Raw genomic sequence first — 16810 nt, 5'->3', positions numbered from 1 at the left:
TTACTTCAAATAACTTCCATTACAAAAAAACGCAGTAAGATCCATTGAATCCTATTGCGTTTTTTACTAATATTCTAATCAAATGCATTTGCCCGTTTTAAATGATGAGTGGGGGAACTTCGTATCTCATATGGTTTTCAGCAACAGTTTTTTTAACAGCGGTGTAAATTGCTCTGGCAATTCAGCTACACTCGGAATCATTAGGCGCTCTTTTCCATAGATGTTTTTCATCGTCAGTTCTTCACTTTCCTCGATGCCTCCATCCGCTAAAAACAGGCCGATGATTTCTATGCCCTTTTTCCTGGCTTCCGAAACAGCAAGATGTGTATCGACAATGCCATTTTGATCATAATCGCTTGCTGCCGGCTCACCATCGGAAAACACGAGCAAGAACCGGTTCTTTTCCCGCCTTTTTTCCAATTCCTTTGCGGCAACCCTGATACTGTATCCGTCCCTGTTGTCTTCCTCTGGTTCAAGCTGCATGATTTTAGCTCCTGAGTTTAGATAAAGAGAATCGGAATGGGACTGGATCACATGGAAGTAGTTCGGCTGATATCCTTCTCTCACTTCATTTGCATCTTCCCAAAATCCAACGATTGAGTGGGGGATCTTTAATTTTTTCAGTACTTCATGAAACAGGACGACCCCTCGTTTCGTTTCATCCATTTTGTTATGCATGGAAGCGGAGCAATCGATCAGCAATGTGAATACGGCATCCATTTCATTTGAATCCTGGTTCTTTTTATAAAAGACCCGAGGATTTTCTTCAAAAACAAGCGGCAGTAATTTCTTCGATAAGCGGCCAAAAACCAAATCTTTTCTTGGTGCGTTCTTTTTATTTTCCAGTGTCTTTTCAATTGTACTGGAGAGTTTTCTCTTGAACGGTTCGATATCCGCAACAAATTCACGGTAGCGTTTCTCTTCCGTAAGTGTTGGTATTTTCGCTTCCTTAATTACCTGAACGACGTCTTTGTTTTCTTCACCAAATGGATGTTCACCACTTTTGCCCATATTCGTTTGTTTCTTCTCCAGCGTTTCCTGCTGATTGTATTCCTTTTGTTTACTTTCCCCTGATGAACCCTGGATGGAAGCCAGTGCTTGGTCGGCATCTTCCGCTTCCCGTGCACCTCCGCCCATCAGACTTGTTTTCGTTCCCTGCTCCAATTCAAATTGAAGAAAAGTCGAATTACTCTCGTCGTTCTTATTCTCCCGGTGCCATGTCGAGAATTTTTCATCAATGAACTCACTTTTTTCTTCATCTGCATCTTCTGTATCATCGTTCAACAGTTCATCATTTCTAGTCAGTTCATCAAATAAGGTATTTGCCTTATACTTTTCCACATTTGCAATGGGAAAGATGAAATATTCATTCATCGTATCCTCGTATCCATCGTTCACACGGAAAACGATTTGCTCACAAATCCTCGTGATGTCACTGGTTTTAGTGGCTTCAAAGACAGAATGGATAAACGGCTTGAGTTTCTCCAGTTCTTCCAGCTGCCTTACATTGGCTCTTGGGAAAATCGGGTCCGGCCTGTCAGATTGAAGCAGTAAATATATGAGGCAGTATAACTCATCCAGTGCAAAACTTCTTGTTACATTCGTCGTCAATTGGCTTTCGAAATATTGTTTAAGGTAAGCCCCTCTTACCGAAAACCATTTTTTCGTGCCTGGCCTTTCCTTCTTCACCAATTCTTCCAATCGCAAGTCTTCCAGTAAAGCGAATAATTGGGCTGCAAACTTCGGAAGCGAACTTTCCCCGATGATATCCTGGTAATCCTTCATGCTCTGGATTGTTGAATGATGCAGCGTACCTATCGTCCTAAGGAGCACGTCCGTTTTCAGTCCCGCTTCCTTCACTTCCTTATTGCCATTTTCCCAAAAATGGCTGGCTGTGACCTTATTCTCGATAAGATCAATGAAGGAACCATAATTGTATTCGAATTCCAGCTCAGGAATGCCGGATAAAACAGTCGAGAGATCCTGCAGCTGTAAAAAAAGAGCCGTATCTATTATTGAATCATTGAAACGGATATACTTCATGAGGCATTCTCCTAGTTAGAATAATGTGTCAGCCAAGTTCTTCACAAACTCACGCTCCCGTTCCTCGTCCAACTTATCCACTATGGAACGAAGAATCGCCCGTTTCGGCGGGATCAACACACTCAGATCGCAAGCATCAAGCAAAGCCCTGATCGATGCCGCATCTTCAGCCACCTTCCCTTGATTCACGGCATTTATCAAATCACTCGACAGTTTAACGAACAATTCAATGCTTCTTGGATCCTTCAACTTTGTATTGGTTTCTATCAATTGCTTTAACTGCTCCCCTTCGATATAAGGAACTTCAATTACGACAAACCTATTTTTTAGCGCTTCATTCAGCGGCACTGTACCGACATACCCTTCGTTGATTGCAGCAATCACATTAAAGCCATCTTTTGCCGTTATGACTTCATTCGTGAACGGATTCGTTATCGTCCTTCTGTAATCAAGCACACCATTGATAAGCGGCAGAGTTTCCGGTTTTGCCATGTTGATTTCATCTATATATAGGAAGTGACCGTGATTCATCGAATTGGTCACTGGTCCAGGTACGAATTCTATCACTTGTTTTTCCTCTTTATAAGCCAATGTCTTGAAGCCCAATAAGCTTTCGGCATCCAAGTCGACTGAGCAGTTGACACTGAACATCGGCTGGTTGAATAAATTCGATAATGTCTCGGCAAACTTTGTCTTTCCAGCCCCTGTCGGACCCTTCAAAAGGATATTCTTCCCCATGCTTAAGGCCGTGATGGCATCCACCATCAGCTCCATCTCGGGAGGCAGATATCCGCCGCTCCTGATCAATTCCTCGAATTGAGCAGGATTTTTTTTGCTTGCTTGTAATATATTTGCGATTTCTATTGGTAATCGATTGATCATTGTGTTCCTACACCCCTTTCTGAACATTTTAAGGCTCTTTCCCATTAAAAACAAACACTAAGAAAAGGAGCTGCATCAAGACAGCTCCCAGACTGCAGGCAAACTAGAAGAAAAGCTAGTTTGCCTACAGTTTTTTATTTAAAGGACATTCCAGTTGATTTCAGAAATCCGCTCCCTTTCCGCCGACTGTCTGCCAAGCCTCGTCAAAGCAAGCGCCTGTGGGGTCTCGGCTAACCAGTTATTCGGCAAGAGTGTCGCAAATTACTTCAATCCAATAAGGGTTATAAAATAATAAAAAAACAAAAGTGTAACCTTGTCTTAATCAAGGTTCGAGATGAAACCAGACTACAGTTTTTTAAAAAAACAATCCAGTTGATTGAAGCGGGTGTTCGAGACTCCTGCGGGAAAAGCGCGTCCAAGGGAGACCCCACAGGCGCAAAGAGCGCCGAGGAGGCTCCCGGACCGCCCGCGGAAAGCGAGTGCCTGGAGGCAACGTTATTCGAAGTTCATTCTGATGACCCTTAATAGGCTTCCTTAGGGTCACCTTTCATTAGGTATATCATATAGCCCAATACACCGCCGATGATGGCTGGAATCACCCATCCTACCCCTACACTATATAGTGGAAGGTATTGAGTGAAAAGGTCCGAAACAGATTCCATTTTAATGCCTGATGCCACTATTCCATCCATTATGCTGATGATGGCCGTTAATAATAAGCTTCCTAAATACACCTCCGATTTCCCTTTAAAAAAGGAATGGAAGAATGTTAGAACAATCAAAACGATCGCTACGGGATAAAGAGCCGTTAACACAGGCACTGTAATGGAAATGAGCTTGGTCAAACCTACATTGGCAACAGCCGCACTAAAAACAGAAAAGATGACAACATATGATTTATACGATACAGCAGGCAGTATTTTATTGAAATACGTAGCACAAGCCGTTATCAAACCGATGCTTGTCGTTAGACATGCAGCGATCACAATCAACCCTAACAACACAGCACCAGCCGATCCGAAAAAATGATTCGAGGCTTGAGCCAAAACGTCTCCTCCATTACCCAGCTGACCGAGCTTTTCCACACTTGTTGCCCCGATATAAGTTATAGAAGCATAAACGATCACCAACAAAGTGGCAGCTATTAAGCCGGCTTTCATACAAAATCCTAACACTTCTTTTCTTGATGTTATCCCTTTATCTTTGATTGCGTTGATGACTATGATCCCAAATGCAAATCCGGCCAGCGTATCCATAGTCAAATATCCTTCTTTGAATCCCTTGAAGAAAGAATTATCTGAATAATCAGCTACTGGTGACTGGATTTCACCCATTGGGTTAATGATGGCGACCACAATGAGGATCCCGATGAAAATCAATAATAATGGTGTTAATATTTTCCCGACGATATCCAGCATTTTTGATGGATTGATGGATAATAAACAGGCAATTCCAAAGTATATGATCGTGAATATCAGCAATGGTAAAAAGCCGACATCATTAGAAAGGAAAGGTTTAATCCCTATTTCATAGGATACACTCCCCGTTCTAGGAAGTGCGAAAAGCGGTCCCAAAGACAAATAAAGAACGACTGTGAAGATGATGCCGAATAACGGGTGTGCCCTGCTTGCAAGCGATTGAACATCATTTTTTCCCGAAAAACCAAATGCCAATATTGTAATGAATGGCAAACCCACCCCAGTAATGATGAATCCTAAACTGGCCGACCATAAATTAGTCCCCGCGGATTGCCCGAGCATGGCAGGAAAAATTAAGTTTCCTGCACCAAAAAATAAAGCAAAAAGCATTAACCCTGTTACAATGATAAAAGAAAGTGGTGCTTTCTGTGTCATATAGAGCCCTCCATTGTGTTGATTATCTTAACGAAGAAAAGAGTTGTCCATCAATTTCCCGTAAAAAAAGTGACAAGAACTGCGAACGTATTCTACCTATCTGTTAAAATGTACCTTTATGAAACTATCAATCATCCATAACTCTCCTTACTATAAAATCAGGCAGAAAGTTTGTCAAAGTTATTTCATTAATTATTCGGAAAAATCTTTCTTTTCTTACTTCTTTTTAAGAAAATGAGCGAGGCATTCAGATTCAAAGGAAAAGTTGAGTAAAAAGTACTGCAATTTATTTTGCAGAAAAAATATTTTAATATTCAGATATTCATTAAAACTATCTAAAAAACAAGAAAATAGGAGGAATTAACATGAATACTGAAAAAGAAAAAATGGTGAGCGGGGAACCTTACATGGCCGCTGATCCGGAATTAGTAAGAGATAGGGAAAATGCCAGAAAGTTGACCCGGTTATACAACCAGACAACGGAAAGCGAAGGGGATGAACGAACTGCCCTGCTGAAACAGCTTTTAGGTTCCACTGGGCTAAATGTATATATTGAACCCACTTTCCGTTGTGACTATGGTTACAACATTTCTGTCGGGGAAAACTTTTATGCTAATTTCGATTGTGTCATTTTGGATGTTTGTGAAGTGAAAATTGGCAGGGACTGCATGTTGGCTCCCGGAGTGCATATCTATACAGCCACACATCCGCTGGATCCCTTTGAACGCAGTTCTGGAGTGGAATACGGAAAACCGGTTACGATCGGGGATCATGTATGGATTGGCGGAGGGGCCATCATCAATCCTGGCGTAACTATAGGGAATCATTCCGTTGTCGCTTCAGGGGCAGTCGTAACAAAGGATGTTCCTGAAGGCGTTGTTGTCGGCGGAAACCCAGCGAAGGTCATCAAGCATATTGAAGGAATTAAATAAGGCAGGGCTCACTCCCCCTGAGTGACCCTGCCTCCTTTTTTTCGTTAAATTTTCCTTAATGCTTCCGCGATTGCAGTATCACCAGAGATTAAATCAAATGAACGCTTGTAGGTATTTTCTTCAGTTAAAGAAGCAAAAATCGTTCGAGCCACATCTTCACGGGCAATCGAACCTCTTTCCAATTCTTCGGCGGCGGCCACTTTGCCCGTCCCCGGTTCATTCACCAGACCGCCTGGCCTAATGATGGAATAATTTAAATCGCTTTGTAACAATGCCCTATCCGCATAATGCTTGGCCACATAATACGGTTTGATGGCTTCATTCCAGTTTTCGCGATTATTGGCCTGAAAAGCACTCACCATGATGAATCGGTCGATTCCCAAGTTTTCTGCCGCTTCGATCGTTTTAACAGCACCATCCAAATCAATCAACAGCGTTTGATCAGCACCAGTGCTTCCTCCGGATCCTGCTGTAAATACGATGGCATCGCAGCCTTTTGCCGCATTCGTAATCTCTTCCACCGATCCGGTTAAGCTCACGACGACAGATTCAATTCCATTTTTCTCTAAATGCCTACTTTGTTCTTCTTTACGAACCATTGCCCGTACACTATGTTCCGGGCTATCTTTTAATAAATCTACAAGATATTTACCGATCTGCCCATTTGCCCCAACTACGAATACTTTCATAAAGGTCAGCTCCCATAATGGTTAGTTTGGTTTCCATTCAAATTATTTCATGGACTCAGAACATTATCAAACAATCAGCCCGCAGATTCATCTTTAACATTGGAAATAGTTTGGCAACCACCCTTATATATTTTATAATAAGAACAATACGTGTTCTTCAGGGACATAACGGGGAGGTGTAAAGATGGCAATAAGAATGTTAATGCCACCTTCTGCAGCATCTCATGCAAAGCCTAGTATTGGAGGCGATACTTTGCATGGGGTTGAATTAAGCTAAACTTAATCGCCCGCCTTATCATTTCTAATATTCGGCTTTGCACCTTATTTCATTCTTAAAAAAGAATAAGGGGCTGGCAGAAATGAAATATGTAAAAGCGACGGCCGTTTTGCCTGAAAAGCTGATCGTTGAAATTCAAAAGTATGTGCAAGGTGAAACCATATATATCCCTAAACCTGAAAAGGCCCATCACAAATGGGGAACCCGTTCGGGCTCAAGGGAATTGATCGATGACCGAAATGCCTCTATAAAATACGCATTCAAAGACGGTCATACCATCCATCAATTAGCAGAGGAATATTTTCTCTCCGCGGAAACCATCAAGAAAATCGTTTATTCCAAATAGGATTACATGAGTAGCACTGATAATGATATCAGTGCTATTTGTATGCCGAGTATGTTTCTTAGTCGTTTTCCCCCTTTTAATGAGGATGCATTTTCTGTAAAGTAAATAAAAACGTAATATGTATCGCAGCAACAGAAACAGGAGTGAAGAAAATGGAACCTTTTATCAGGAGCGTGCAGTATAACTTCATAAAATCCCAAACACAGATTCTCATAAATGGACACGCGACGGCCAACGATAAGGATGTAATCAACACCCTGAAGACAGTCGCCAAAGAACGAGTATTAAGCTTATTCAGTGCCTTGAGCGAAGAGCAAAAACAACTGCTGGATCCAGTAGATACCATTAAAGATCCCGCACAAGCCGAAGTCTTTCTCTTACAGGTAAAGCCATTTGTAATCCCATTTAAAGAAGTAACCGAAAAAACGATAAAAAAATTATTTCCTAAAGCAAAGAAATTAAAAGCCCCTTTGTTGGAAAACATTGATTTGAGAGAGATTTCATACTTGGGATGGGATGATGTCGGTTCCGGAAAGAAATTCATCATTGCACCCCATCATAATAAACTCACCGGATTGCATGGAACCATTAAACCTGCCAACAAAAAAGGGATCTGTGCCATATGCAGCCGCTTTGAAGAAGTAGGGATGTTCATGTCTGAAACAAAAGGAACCGTCCAAGGGACATTCATAAAAAAAGGTAATTATATTTGTCTGGACAGTATGAAATGCAACCAGAACGTAACGACTTTGGATAAAATGACCGACCTAATCGAGCGGCTGAAATAATTAGGAAAAGCAATCCTTCAATGGCGAAGGATTGCTTTTTTGTTTTTGTCAAGCACCGAAGCCGTCAGTTAAAAAAATTCTCATTTTGTCCTGCTTATGGAATTCAAGTATAATTGAAGCGATACATGAAAGAAGGAATGATATATTGAAAAGCAAAATGAATCAGTTGTTTGAAGACAAAAAAAACGTTCATGTGCTGTATTCCTATAATGAAATGGAAAATTATATTAAACAAGTTTTGAATTTTATCCAAGAGGGCATCGCAGCGGGAGATTATGTCATTCTTATTGAAAATGACCGTATTTACCCCATCATTCATAAAGAACTGAGCACTCGGTTTACGAAAGATCAAATGGAGTTCATTCACTTTGTGAACAACTTCGATTTCTATTGTTCAAGCGGCAGTTATCATCCTCCTGCAATCGAAGAATACTTTAATAAAACGGTACAGCACTATGTGGAAAATAAAATTTCTTTCCGATCATGGGCACATGTTGAATGGGCAACCATGGAAGAACCGCTGCATATCATAGAGGATTTTGAGAGAACAGTAGATGAAGCTGTAAATCTGCTGTCGTTTCCATTAATTTGTGCTTACAAAGGTGAGAGGATGCCAGACTACCTGAAAACCATATTGTTGGAAACACATCCTTATGTTCTAAAAGACGATGATATCATCATCTGTGAACAATACTTGCCATCTAGTTTGAAATAATAAACAACACGCTTATGAATTCTCCTAAGCGTGTTGTTTTCCGTTGCATTTATCATGAATCCCTCGTGTATTTATACGGCAGCAGTTCACCGATTTTCGTCTTTACCGTTTCCCCATTAACATTCAGTATGACAAAGCACTCTTTTGCATAATCCGAGATTAATTCCCGACACATCCCACACGGGCTAACCACTTTTAAAGCTCTGTCTTCATCATCGGAATAGGGATGCTTAACCGCCACGATTGTATCGAATCCCTTTTCCCCGTCCGATATCGCCTTGCCGATCGCAATGGCTTCTGCACATACGGTAACCCGGCCAATATATGCTTCAATATGTACGGCAGCAACGGTTTTTCCTGAACTGTTTTTAATGCAGCGCCAACATGATGCCTATTTTCCTCGTAAAGATCCCTAATTTTTGCACTTGCAGCTTCTATTAAATCACGATCCGACTCGTTCAATGGATAAGTTTTGATGATTGGACCTCCTTCTCTTCTAATATTTTCATTCAGGGATTTTTTTTAACGCTTCTAAAGCCAATAAGCGGAAATAAGACGCAGCTGGAAAAAGTGCCGTTTCATTTACTATAAACTTAGGATGATGCAGGTCATATGGACCGCCCGACCCTATCATTACAAAAGCACCTGGTATTTTTTCTTGGTAAAAAGCGAAGTCTTCCCCTATTGAGCTAGCTTCCAAGGTTTTAGTCGTGTAACCTGCTGTGTCTCCAACCTGAAGCGCCAAATCTGCCCATTCAGGCGTATTATCAACTGATGGCGGGCCAGGATGCCATGATAGTTCAACATTTGCATCGAAAGTTTCACTTATACCGTGCAGGACTTGTTTCATACGTTTCTGGATGAACTCTCGTTGAGTTTTACTGAAGGTGCGGACGGTTCCTTCCAAATATGCACTATCCGGGATAACATTCCACGTTGAACCGCTATGAATTTGAGTGATGCTCAAAACCGCGGACTCTTTTGGTGCCACATTGCGGCTGATGATGGTTTGCAACGTTGAGATAATATGTCCTGTTATGATAATAGGATCATTTCCCTCTTCCGGTTTGGCCGCGTGTGAGCCAGTTGCTTTAACATGCACTTCAAAGCGATCGACTCCCGCTGTCAGTGCGCCATGTTTTGTCCCTAACTCCCCAACTTGCAATGTCGGATCATTATGAAGGCCAAAAATCACATCCACATCTTCCAGCACACCGGTTTCCATTAAAGCACTTGCTCCATGTCCCGTTTCCTCCGCAGGTTGAAAAATCAAACGAATCGTTCCGGAAAGATCTCTTTCTTCTTTTTTTAATAAAAAAGCAGTCCCTAAAATGACGGAAGTGTGAAAATCATGACCACATGCATGCATCACGCCGATGTGCCTTGAAGGAAAATCCACCTCAGATTGCTCTAAAATTGGTAAAGCATCAATATCGGAGCGAAGTGCTATCGTAGGACCCGGCTTACTCCCTTTTATCTCAGCTACGACACCAGTTTTCAATGGGAAATCAAGTATCTTAATATCTTGAGATTGAAGCGCTTCTTTAATTTTTTTAGTCGTTTCAAATTCTTGGTTTGATAATTCAGGTGTCATATGAAGATCGCGTCTGAATTCCAATAAATAATTTTCCAATTCTACATTGCTTATGATCAACGGTTGTCCATCTCCTTAAAAATCCGAATAGTAAAGAACGAAAGCTAATAGCCAAGGAATATCAAGTGAAGCAGCTATCAAATAAGCTATTTGATAAACGTGTAAAGAACGAGTTCTAATTTAGGTCGCATCCTGAGCATCATAACAATGAATTCCCGGAAATGATAAGTGTGTATATTCCGAATATTTAACATTGACAATTTATTATATAAGATGCTACCATTTGATTTAATTTCTATATTATATTAACGTATCAATCCAAAAAAGGATTCAATTTCTATAGTAGAAAACAAGTAAGGATATATATAGTCGGAAGGAACCCTCTTCTAAACTGGAAGCGGGTTTTATTTCAGCATTAATTCATAGTAAACCAGTAAGGATATTTATATTATAAATCCCCTGCGTTTAAAAGTGAAGACATAAAGGAGCAATTGACGCATGAAAAAGAAAACAGTAAAGCTTGGTGTATTTTTGGCCGGAACAGGACATCACGTTGCTTCCTGGAGACATCCTAACGCCAATCCGAAAGCTAATATGAGCATCGATTATTTTAAAGGGTTGGCCCAGACTGCCGAAAAAGGTTTATTTGATTTATTATTTTTGGCAGATAGTTTGTCAGTTGCAAAGGACTCGCACCCTAATATTCTGACTCGATTCGAGCCATTGACCTTGTTATCTTATCTAGCCTCGGCGACTTCCAATATTGGTTTGGTTTCAACGGCCTCCACCACTTACGAAGAACCCTTTAATGTGGCTAGGAAATTTGCTTCTTTAGACCATATTACCTCCGGCCGCGCTGGCTGGAACGTAGTCACAACGTCCCTTGCCTCTACTGCAGTAAACTTCAATAAATCAGAACATTTAGAACATGGTCTCCGTTATAAAAGGGCGACTGAATTTGTTGAAGTTACCAAGAAATTGTGGGACTCATGGGAAGACGATACATTGGTCATCGATAAAGAAACAGGCCAATTCATTGATGAAAGCAAGTTTCATGAAATCAATCATCAAGGTGAGTTTTTCAATGTAAAAGGACCATTAAATATTTCCCGCTCCCCTCAGGGGCATCCGGTCATTGTACAAGCAGGCTCTTCTGGCGCTGGGCAATTGCTTGCAGCAAAGCACGCAGAGATTGTCTTTACTGCCCAGGAGAACAAGGAGGACGCGATCTCATTTTACCATGAGTTAAAAGGTCAATTGGCCGCTTTTAATCGGGAGAAAAGCAGCTTGAGCATCATGCCAGGTTTGTTCCCGATTGTGGGACAGACCGAGAAGGAAGCCCAAGAAAAGTACGAGGCATTGCAGGAGCTGATCATTCCCGAAATAGGATTGGCTGTTATGGGAAGGTATTTTGGAAATGTGGATTTTTCGAACATCCCTTTGGATACTCCGTTTGCTGATATTTCGCTACCAGAACATGTAGATGGCATCCAAAGTAAATATGATTTGATCGTTAAACGGGCGATCAATGAAAATTTGACGTTACGTCAGACATATCAGTGGGTTGCCGGATCACGTGGACATCATATAGCAATTGGAACACCAACGCAGATTGCGGATAAGATTGAAGATTGGGTGAATGGAGATGCGGCTGACGGCTTTAATATCATGCCAGCCCTCTTGCCTGATTCTTTAACGGATTTTGTAGAACTTGTTGTCCCTGAACTGCAATCGAAAGGAATTTTCCGTACTAAATATGAAAGTAACACATTACGAGGGAATCTTGGCCTGGATAAACCGGCCAACCAATATTCCCATAAGCTTTAAACACCTTACACCTGGCTGATCTCATAGACAGAATCACCGAACCGAAGAGGAATTAACTAGATAGAGTATAGGAGGCGCAAGATGAGTCAAATATTTCGTGAAGTACGTGTAGAAGATGTGGATAAATTCCTCCAGTTAACATTGGATGCTTATGCGAGTATAAGAGAGTTGGATATTCACTTCTCTGCAGCAACCGCCACGAGAGAGGAAGCGATTAAGCATATATCAGAAAATAAGGTATATGTTCTGGAGGAAAATGGGACATTTATTTCGACCGTTTCGATTCGGTTACCTTGGGGCCCTAATCCTGGCCCGCTCGTATTGCCACACATAGGCTGGTTCGCTACAAACCCTGCATATAAGCGTCAAGGCATAGGGAAAAAAGTTCTGTCATGGCTCGAAGAAGAAATTTTGAAGAAGCAACTGAGAGCCCCCGCGGTTACGCTCGGAACCGCGGATAATCATCCATGGCTAAAGGAAATGTACGAAAAAAGTGGATTTGAAGAGATCGGGCAAAAAGATTTAGGCAAAGGTCATCTCACAATATATTTAAGGAAAATCTTGCAGCCGGGACAATATCAAGCTTGGACTGAAAAACATAATCAAACCATTTAATAATAGGAGGAAAATAACGATGAAAAAAATTCTTTCCCTTGGAATCTCTTTACTTTTCATATTAGTACTTGCGGCATGTGGCAATTCAAAACAAGAGAATGCTGCCAATGATTCCGAACAAAAAACAATTAAAGTGGGGTCCACTGGCCAAAGCTATCCAAATGGTTATCAAGAGGATGGTAAATTAATAGGTTTTGACGTAGAACTTACAGAACTCATCGCCAAGAATTTAGGATACAAGGTAGAGTGGGTCACTTCTGATTTCAGTGGGATAATGGGGCAATTGGGATCAGGTAAATTGGACACCGTTGCGAATGCCGTTGCTATAACACCAGAACGCCAAGAGCAATTTAATTTTACAGAGCCATATAGCTATTATGGTGCACAAATTGTATCAAGCACAAAAAACGATGATATTAAAAGTTTGGCTGATCTTAAAGGCAAAACCGTTTCCGGTGTGCTAGGGTCTAATAACGTCACAAACCTAGAAAAGTATGATAAAAATGGCGATATCAAAATACGAACCTATGAAACCCGGGATGGCGCGATGCAAGATGCCATTAACAACCGTGTAGATGGATATATCAATTCCCGCCCAATCCTGGTTGCAGAAATAAAGAAAAATGATCTTCCGTTAAAACTAGTCGGTGATCCAGTGGCCTATGAAAATGTAGGGTATCCATTTACCAAAACAGAAAAAGGCAAAAAATTAAATGATGAATTCACGACAGAAATCAAAAAACTTAAAGAAGATGGTACATTAGCGAAGCTGTCCAATAAATATTTTGGTGAAGACATCACCAAGAATTCCGGCGAATAAGCATAGCGGAGGTTTTAAAGCATTATGAATTTTGATTTACAATATATGTTGGAAATTTCCCTGCAAATCGCAAAATTTATTCCAATCACTCTGGTTTTAGCCATCATTTCGATGGCTATAGCCATTATTATCGGACTTGTAGTAGCCTTAATAAGAAATAGCAATATTTTTGGAATCACACAATTGGCAGGCTTATATATCTCTTTATTCCGAGGAATGCCAACATTGGTACAATTATTCATCATTTATTACGGTTTACCACAGTTATTCCCGTCGTTGTCAACGATGGAAGCAATGACGGCGGCAATCATTGGATTTAGTTTGAAAGAATCCTCTTATTTAGCAGAAATTTTCCGAGCTGGATTGAATTCCGTGGACAAAGGGCAGATGGAAGCGGGCCTTGCAACTGGCATGAAAAGAGTGCAGATTTACTCGCGAATCATATTACCACAGGCTGCTTTAAATGCATTGCCAGCAACAGGGAATACATTTATATCTTTGATTAAAGAAACGTCCCTTGCCTTTACATTAGGAATTACGGAACTATTTGCAGAGGGAAAAATTATTGCATCCGCTAACATGCGCTTTTTCGAGACGTATTTGGTGGTTGGCTTGATTTACTGGCTATTGGTTATTCTTTATTCTTGGATACAAAAATACCTGGAAATTTGGCTCAGCAAACCACTTAGAAGGTGATCATATGATAAAAGTAAGAAACTTATCTAAATATTTTGATGATAAACAAGTATTGAACGATATTGACTTGGATATAAGAACCGGGGAAGTTGTCGCCATTATTGGCCCTTCAGGTTCTGGAAAATCAACGTTATTACGCTGTCTGAACTTGTTGGAAAAGCCCAACAGCGGCACCATCGAAATTAAGGATGTAAAATTGGATACCCAAAAATATAAAGAGAAAGACGCGTACCAATTAAGACAGCAAACAGCGATGGTATTTCAACACTATAACCTTTTTAAAAATAAAACGGCCTTAAAAAACGTGATTGAAGCTTTGCTTGTCAGCAAAAAGGTGAAAAAAGAGGAAGCCATTCAAATCGGCGTGGATTTATTGAAACGGGTTGGCTTGGAAAAACAAGCTAAACAATACCCCGCTACCTTATCCGGCGGACAACAGCAGCGTGTCAGCATCGCTAGAGCATTAGCAGTGAAACCACATGCCATTTTATTCGATGAACCTACCTCCGCTCTGGATCCCGAATTGGTTAATGAGGTTTTACAAGTAATACGGGAGTTAGCTAAAGAGGATACCACAATGGTGATCGTGACGCATGAAATGCAATTTGCGAAGGAAGTTGCTGACCATGTCATATTCATGGCAGACGGACATATTATCGAACAAGGCACCCCAGAACAAGTGATTGAGCATTCTCTTAATCCGCGAACTCAGCGTTTTTTACGGCAAATGGGAGACGAAACGGACGGATCTGCCAGGCAAAAAAGGAAGTGAAGTGCATGAACACGGAAAGGTTATCTGAAATGATTTATCATTCCAATCCGTTGGTAAATGAAGTAGTATTGCAGGCTGCAATCGAAGGACTTCTTGATTATCTTGCTGTTTCCTATCAAACGAAATCCGAAAAGGAAATTACGATTTTAAAGCAAATCATTTTGGAAGAAGGCGGAAATGGGACAAGTTACTTGATTGGAAGTCACATACATGCAACAAGATCCCAGGCCGCACTCTTCAATGGCTTTCAAGCTCATTTACTAGATTATGATGATGTACATTCAGATGTACGAGGTCATCCAAGCGCAGTCATTTTGTCTGCTTTGTTAGCAGTTGGAGAACCTGAAATGACCGGGAAACGTTTTTTAGCTGCCTATGTGGTTGGTGTGGAAATCATGGCTCGGTTCGGAGAAGCAATGAACCCATATCATTATACAAAAGGTTGGCATAATACAGCTACACTTGGCGTAATAGCTGCAGCTGGTGCGGTTGCGTATTTACGGGAATACTCACCACGCTTAATAGCTGAAACCATGAGTCTTGCCGCTACCCAATCGGCGGGTTTACGACTCCAATTTGGCACTGTAGTAAAGCCGCTCCATGTAGGGATTGCTGCTAAAAACGCTGTGGATTCCGCAGATTGGATTCGGATGGGTTTACATAGCAACCCCGACTTTTTGAATGATAAGAATGGATTCTTTGAGGTATATGCAGAAAATGGAGTTCCCGATTTGACGGAAGATTGGGGAAAGACATGGCGGATCGTAACACCAGGATTATGGTTTAAACAGTACCCTTTTTGTTCTGCTGCGACACATGGCGCTGATGCAGCTGTCTTTTTACATAAGACGTACGATTTGTCGGAAGAAGATATTGAATCGGTGAGTGTTTGCTTTCCTCCAAATGGTGATTCCGCTTTGATTCACCATAACCCTTCCACCGGTGAAGAAGGAAGATTTTCGATTGAGTATATTGTATGGCTCGCGCTTACAGGCAAACCCCTGACCTTTGCTTCTTTTGAATCGAAACCTATTCCCCATTCATGGAGAAAATCTTTTCAAAAAGTAAATAGGGAGACGGATGCAAAGATCAAGCCTTCCAAAGCAGCACTCCCAGTGGGACGATTTACAATTGTGACCGTGACCACAACGAGTGGGGATGTACTATCGAAACGAATCGATACACCTAAAGGAAGTCCTGGAAACCCATTAACAAAACCCCAGCTAATAGAAAAATTGCATAAAGCCATAGGAGATGAAGTAGAGACAGAGAAAATAATAGCAGCTGTCCATGCACTGAATCACACATCACTTGGCGTTCTTCAAGAAGCTGACTATAGAAGCTGACTGAAAGTAAATTAGGCGAACAGTATTTATATACTGCTCGCCTAATTTGTATACCCATCAATACGGTATTTTTACACGTGGGTTTTGGCGTTTTACTCGTGAGTTGTGCACTTACTTGTGAGTTTCGGCGCTTTACTCGTGAATTCGGGGCATTTACTCGTGAGTTGTGCACTTACTCGTGAGTTTTGGCGTTTTACTCGTGAGTTTCGGCGTTTTACTCGTGAGTTGTGCACTTACTCGTGAATTTCGGCGCTTTACTCGTGAAAGTTGTGCACTTTCTTGTGGGTTTCGGCCATTTACTCGTGAGTTTTGGCGTTTTACTCGTGAGTTTCGACCATTTACTCGCGAGTTTTGGCGTTTTACTCGTGAGTTGTGCACTTACTCGTGAGTTTCGGCGCTTTACTCGTGAATTCGGGGCATTTACTTGTGAGTTTCGGCCATTTACTCGTAAGTTTCGGGCATTTACTCGTAAGTTTGGGCGTTTTACTCGTGAGTTGTGCACTTTCTTGTGAATTTCGGCGCTTTACTTGTGAGTTTCGGCCATTTACTCGTGAGTTTTGGCGTTTTACTCGTGAGTTGTGCACTTACTTGTGAGTTTCGGCGCTTTACTCGTGA

The 16810-nt window shown here is 41.3% G+C and carries 15 protein-coding genes and 1 pseudogene; 10 read left to right on the top strand and 6 right to left on the bottom strand.

Going from position 1 to position 16810, the window contains the following annotated elements; all coding sequences use genetic code 11:
• Nucleotides 1-126: 126 nt before the first annotated feature.
• The 3 genes from FNK51_RS21075 to brnQ all read right to left on the bottom strand — a co-directional run bounded on the left by FNK51_RS21075 (nucleotide 127) and on the right by brnQ (nucleotide 4778).
• A complete protein-coding gene (locus tag FNK51_RS21075) occupies nucleotides 127-2043 on the bottom strand; it encodes a vWA domain-containing protein (protein WP_141994571.1) in 1917 nt (638 codons plus the stop codon).
• Nucleotides 2044-2058: 15 nt separating this feature from the next.
• On the bottom strand, nucleotides 2059-2925 hold the full coding sequence (locus tag FNK51_RS21070; RefSeq protein WP_141994570.1) for an ATP-binding protein: 867 nt from the start codon (nucleotides 2923-2925) through the stop codon (nucleotides 2059-2061).
• 521 nt (nucleotides 2926-3446) lie between these two features.
• Nucleotides 3447-4778 carry a branched-chain amino acid transport system II carrier protein gene (gene brnQ, locus FNK51_RS21065; RefSeq protein ID WP_141994569.1) on the bottom strand — a complete coding sequence of 444 codons (1332 nt, stop codon included), beginning with the start codon at nucleotides 4776-4778 and terminating at the stop codon, nucleotides 3447-3449.
• Between the two features lie 365 nt (nucleotides 4779-5143).
• Here brnQ and FNK51_RS21060 point away from each other — a divergent pair, with 365 nt between their 5' ends.
• A complete protein-coding gene (locus FNK51_RS21060) occupies nucleotides 5144-5710 on the top strand; it encodes a sugar O-acetyltransferase (protein ID WP_098369280.1) in 567 nt (188 codons plus the stop codon).
• Between the two features lie 44 nt (nucleotides 5711-5754).
• On the opposite strand, the gene FNK51_RS21055 is transcribed toward FNK51_RS21060, so the two are convergent.
• On the bottom strand, nucleotides 5755-6399 hold the full coding sequence (locus tag FNK51_RS21055) for an SDR family oxidoreductase (RefSeq protein ID WP_141994568.1): 645 nt from the start codon (nucleotides 6397-6399) through the stop codon (nucleotides 5755-5757).
• Nucleotides 6400-6758: 359 nt separating this feature from the next.
• Between FNK51_RS21055 and FNK51_RS21050 the strand changes: the two genes are divergently transcribed.
• The 3 genes from FNK51_RS21050 to FNK51_RS21040 all read left to right on the top strand — a co-directional run bounded on the left by FNK51_RS21050 (nucleotide 6759) and on the right by FNK51_RS21040 (nucleotide 8525).
• Nucleotides 6759-7022, top strand: a complete 264-nt coding sequence (locus tag FNK51_RS21050) for a CD3324 family protein (protein WP_076370080.1) — start codon at nucleotides 6759-6761, stop codon at nucleotides 7020-7022.
• Nucleotides 7023-7174: 152 nt separating this feature from the next.
• Nucleotides 7175-7810: a FusB/FusC family EF-G-binding protein gene (locus FNK51_RS21045; protein ID WP_098369278.1), complete on the top strand. Its 636-nt coding sequence runs from the start codon at nucleotides 7175-7177 to the stop codon at nucleotides 7808-7810.
• A 145-nt stretch (nucleotides 7811-7955) separates the two neighbouring features.
• Nucleotides 7956-8525: an MEDS domain-containing protein gene (locus FNK51_RS21040; protein WP_141994567.1), complete on the top strand. Its 570-nt coding sequence runs from the start codon at nucleotides 7956-7958 to the stop codon at nucleotides 8523-8525.
• Nucleotides 8526-8577: 52 nt separating this feature from the next.
• Here FNK51_RS21040 and FNK51_RS21035 read toward each other — a convergent pair.
• Nucleotides 8578-9005: pseudogene (locus FNK51_RS21035) on the bottom strand (cytidine deaminase).
• A 25-nt stretch (nucleotides 9006-9030) separates the two neighbouring features.
• Nucleotides 9031-10173: an amidohydrolase gene (locus FNK51_RS21030; protein WP_220126998.1), complete on the bottom strand. Its 1143-nt coding sequence runs from the start codon at nucleotides 10171-10173 to the stop codon at nucleotides 9031-9033.
• Nucleotides 10174-10617: 444 nt separating this feature from the next.
• On the opposite strand from FNK51_RS21030, the gene FNK51_RS21025 reads away from it, so the two are divergent.
• The 6 genes from FNK51_RS21025 (at nucleotide 10618) to FNK51_RS21000 (ending at nucleotide 16195) form a co-directional block, all read left to right on the top strand.
• Nucleotides 10618-11946: an LLM class flavin-dependent oxidoreductase gene (locus FNK51_RS21025; protein WP_098369275.1), complete on the top strand. Its 1329-nt coding sequence runs from the start codon at nucleotides 10618-10620 to the stop codon at nucleotides 11944-11946.
• An 81-nt stretch (nucleotides 11947-12027) separates the two neighbouring features.
• A complete protein-coding gene (locus tag FNK51_RS21020) occupies nucleotides 12028-12561 on the top strand; it encodes a GNAT family N-acetyltransferase (RefSeq protein WP_141994566.1) in 534 nt (177 codons plus the stop codon).
• 19 nt (nucleotides 12562-12580) lie between these two features.
• Nucleotides 12581-13381, top strand: coding sequence for an amino acid ABC transporter substrate-binding protein (locus FNK51_RS21015; RefSeq protein ID WP_098369273.1), 801 nt, complete (start codon nucleotides 12581-12583; stop codon nucleotides 13379-13381).
• Between the two features lie 24 nt (nucleotides 13382-13405).
• Nucleotides 13406-14077 carry an amino acid ABC transporter permease gene (locus tag FNK51_RS21010; protein ID WP_141994565.1) on the top strand — a complete coding sequence of 224 codons (672 nt, stop codon included), beginning with the start codon at nucleotides 13406-13408 and terminating at the stop codon, nucleotides 14075-14077.
• Nucleotides 14078-14081: 4 nt separating this feature from the next.
• Complete coding sequence (locus tag FNK51_RS21005; RefSeq protein WP_133352680.1) at nucleotides 14082-14849, top strand: amino acid ABC transporter ATP-binding protein; 768 nt, start codon at nucleotides 14082-14084, stop codon at nucleotides 14847-14849.
• 5 nt (nucleotides 14850-14854) lie between these two features.
• Nucleotides 14855-16195, top strand: a complete 1341-nt coding sequence (locus tag FNK51_RS21000) for an MmgE/PrpD family protein (RefSeq protein WP_098369271.1) — start codon at nucleotides 14855-14857, stop codon at nucleotides 16193-16195.
• The last annotated feature ends 615 nt before the right edge of the window (nucleotides 16196-16810 follow it).

This window comes from Bacillus sp. B4EP4a (assembly GCF_006680105.1).
In the GTDB taxonomy this organism is placed as follows: Bacteria; Bacillota; Bacilli; order Bacillales; family DSM-1321; genus Peribacillus; species Peribacillus simplex_E.
Note: the sequence above shows the minus strand (reverse complement) of the source record. Positions and strands in the feature narration are given on the sequence as shown.

What these genes read in the sequence shown, in the direction of transcription:
- FNK51_RS21025 (WP_098369275.1), top strand. Translation starts at nt 10,618, where the DNA reads ATGAAAAAGAAAACAGTAAAGCTTGGTGTATTTTTGGCCGGAACAGGA.
- FNK51_RS21045 (WP_098369278.1), top strand. Translation starts at nt 7,175, where the DNA reads ATGGAACCTTTTATCAGGAGCGTGCAGTATAACTTCATAAAATCCCAA.
- FNK51_RS21075 (WP_141994571.1), bottom strand. Translation starts at nt 2,043, where the DNA reads ATGAAGTATATCCGTTTCAATGATTCAATAATAGATACGGCTCTTTTT.
- FNK51_RS21005 (WP_133352680.1), top strand. Translation starts at nt 14,082, where the DNA reads ATGATAAAAGTAAGAAACTTATCTAAATATTTTGATGATAAACAAGTA.
- FNK51_RS21055 (WP_141994568.1), bottom strand. Translation starts at nt 6,399, where the DNA reads ATGAAAGTATTCGTAGTTGGGGCAAATGGGCAGATCGGTAAATATCTT.
- FNK51_RS21020 (WP_141994566.1), top strand. Translation starts at nt 12,028, where the DNA reads ATGAGTCAAATATTTCGTGAAGTACGTGTAGAAGATGTGGATAAATTC.
- FNK51_RS21070 (WP_141994570.1), bottom strand. Translation starts at nt 2,925, where the DNA reads ATGATCAATCGATTACCAATAGAAATCGCAAATATATTACAAGCAAGC.
- FNK51_RS21010 (WP_141994565.1), top strand. Translation starts at nt 13,406, where the DNA reads ATGAATTTTGATTTACAATATATGTTGGAAATTTCCCTGCAAATCGCA.
- FNK51_RS21050 (WP_076370080.1), top strand. Translation starts at nt 6,759, where the DNA reads ATGAAATATGTAAAAGCGACGGCCGTTTTGCCTGAAAAGCTGATCGTT.
- FNK51_RS21015 (WP_098369273.1), top strand. Translation starts at nt 12,581, where the DNA reads ATGAAAAAAATTCTTTCCCTTGGAATCTCTTTACTTTTCATATTAGTA.
- brnQ (WP_141994569.1), bottom strand. Translation starts at nt 4,778, where the DNA reads ATGACACAGAAAGCACCACTTTCTTTTATCATTGTAACAGGGTTAATG.
- FNK51_RS21060 (WP_098369280.1), top strand. Translation starts at nt 5,144, where the DNA reads ATGAATACTGAAAAAGAAAAAATGGTGAGCGGGGAACCTTACATGGCC.
- FNK51_RS21000 (WP_098369271.1), top strand. Translation starts at nt 14,855, where the DNA reads ATGAACACGGAAAGGTTATCTGAAATGATTTATCATTCCAATCCGTTG.